This window comes from Variovorax sp. 20P10.2.4, assembly GCF_058244205.1.
Window position 1 is genome coordinate 1 of sequence record NZ_JBZAYE010000909.1, and the last position, 2280, is coordinate 2280.

2 protein-coding genes and 1 pseudogene are annotated in these 2280 nt (G+C 70.1%); all 3 read right to left on the bottom strand.

Going from position 1 to position 2280, the window contains the following annotated elements; translation table 11 throughout:
* Positions 1 to 101: 101 nt before the first annotated feature.
* On the bottom strand, positions 102 to 1454 hold the full coding sequence (locus AC27VN_RS39275; protein ID WP_490880185.1) for a GTP cyclohydrolase II: 1353 nt from the start codon (positions 1452 to 1454) through the stop codon (positions 102 to 104).
* Between the two features lie 119 nt (positions 1455 to 1573).
* Positions 1574 to 2056 (bottom strand): DUF6152 family protein, encoded by a 483-nt coding sequence (locus tag AC27VN_RS39280; RefSeq protein WP_490880186.1) that lies wholly within the window; start codon positions 2054 to 2056, stop codon positions 1574 to 1576.
* 43 nt (positions 2057 to 2099) lie between these two features.
* Positions 2100 to 2280, bottom strand: a pseudogene (locus tag AC27VN_RS39285) (hypothetical protein); the annotation flags it as partial.

Here is a 2280-nt window from a genome sequence, read left to right on the forward strand (position 1 = left end):
CGCGAACTCGGTCGCGGGATCGACCCGGCCCTCGTCGCCGGGCCGCAGGCTGCCCGAGCCGTCGACGGGAAGATGGTCGCGAAAATCGTTGTTGCTGCTCGTCATTCGTTCAGTCCCCGGCCCTTGGCCTTCTTGAGTTCCTCCGCGTCCGGCACCGGGCCCGGCGTGAAATAGCCGGCGGCCATCTTGGCGTCCATCTCGACGCGCGCGTCGGCGGGGATCAGTTCGTCTGGAATGTTCACGCGTTCGCCGATCTCGATGCCCGAGCCGACGATGGCGTCGAACTTCATGTTGCTCATCGACACCAGCCGATGGATCTTGCGGATGCCCAGCCAGTGGAAGACGTCGGGCATCAGCTCCTGGAAGCGCATGTCCTGCACGCCGGCCACGCATTCGGTGCGCGCGAAGTACTGGTCGGCGGTGTCGCCGCCGACCTGGCGCTTGCGCGCGTTGTAGACCAGGAACTTCGTGACCTCGCCGAGCGCGCGGCCTTCCTTGCGCGAGTAGGCGATGAGGCCGACGCCGCCGCGCTGCGCGCCCTGGATGCATTCCTCGATGGCGTGCGTGAGGTAGGGCCGGCAGGTGCAGATGTCGGAGCCGAACACGTCGGAGCCGTTGCACTCGTCGTGGATGCGCGCCGTGAGCTCGACCTCGGGATTGGCCAGGTCGCGCGGGTTGCCGAAGATGTAGAGCGTCTGCCCGCCGATCGGCGGCAGGAACACCTCGAGGTCGGAGCGCGTGACCAACTCGGGGTACATGCCGCCGGTTTCCTCGAACAGCACGCGGCGCAGGTCGGTCTCGGAGCAGCCGAAGCGCCGCGCCACCTCGGGCAGGTACCAGACGGGCTCGATCGCGGCCTTGGTCACCATCGCGGCGCCGCCGGCCGTGAGGAAGTGGCCGTCGGCCTTGAGGCGGCCGCTCTGCAGCGCCTCGATCACCTCGGGCAGGATCACGTGCGCCTTGGTGATGGCGATGGTCGGGCGGATGTCGTAGCCGGCCGCGAGCTCGTTCTTGAAGGCATCGGCCACCAGCGCGCCCCAGGGGTCGAGCGAGACGATGCGCCCGGGCTCGCCCCACTGCGGATAGGGGCCGATGATGTCGGTGGGCGCGGTGTTCGTGAGGTCGGCCTTGTGCTCGCGCTTGAGCGCGCCCGCGGCCACCGCGAGCGCGCGGTAAACGCTGTACGAGCCGCTGTGCGTGCCGATGACGTTGCGGTGCGCGCGCTTGGTGGTGGTGCCGACGATCGGCCCGCGCTCGGTGGCGGTGGCCGCGCCCCAGCGGATCGGCAGCGCGCCGAAACCGCCGCTGTGCGAGGTCAGCCGGATGTGGCCGCTGGGCGTGGGGACGACGGTCTGGACCGGGAGCGCGGCGGCCGAGGGAACCGGTGGCACCGGCACGGTGGGAGGAACGGGGGAGGCGGAGGACGAAGGGATCGCAGTGCTGTCGACGGACATGAATGGCCCTCAAAAAATGCAATGTACCGATCGACCGCATGGCTTGCAAGCCGGGGAACGACGGACAACGCCGCGTGCGCGGCGCGGCGGAGGGCGCGAGAAGAATCGCGGAAGGAAGCTCAGGCCGGCGAGGAGCGCAGCCCGTAGACCTTGCCGTCGACGAACAGGTACTCGGCGCGCAGCACCGCGTCGCCTTTCTCGCCGGTGAAGGTGAAGCCCAGCACGCCGAGCTGCGTGCCGGTCTTGATCTCTTCCACGCGCCAGGCCGACAGCCGCGTGAGCGGTGCGAGCTCGACCAGCCACTTGCGATCGCGCCGCGTCGGCAGCTGGGCCTTGGCGAGCAGCGCGGGGCCGTCGACCGAGGCGCTCTGCTTCGGCAGCGCGCGCTGCTTCAGGTCGGCCGGCAGCGCGGGTTTCTCGGGCAGTTCGAGTTCGAGCTCGCCATGCGGGTTGCGCCACATCACGCGGGTGGCGCGGCCCTCGAGGTAGAGCGGGCGCTCCTGGTCGAAGCTGCTCCAGCCATGGTGCGCGCGCGCCGGCAGCGCGAGGCCCAGGCCGAGGCCCAGCGAACTGGCAACGAAGGCGCGTCTTGGCAGCGGCATGGCGTTCTCCTCGGAGGAAGGGTGGGAGCGGGCCGAGGCCCGCTCAGGCATAGGCGATCCAGCGCCCGCAGATGATGACAGCGAGCCAGAAGGCCAGCGACAACAGGCACTGCAGCCGTCCGGTCTTTGCGGCGGGCCCGTCGAGCAGCGCGGAGCCGCCGCGCGCATGGAACAGCGCCGCGTTCGCGCCGGCCAGCGCGATCAGCAGCAGCTTGAGGCGGAAG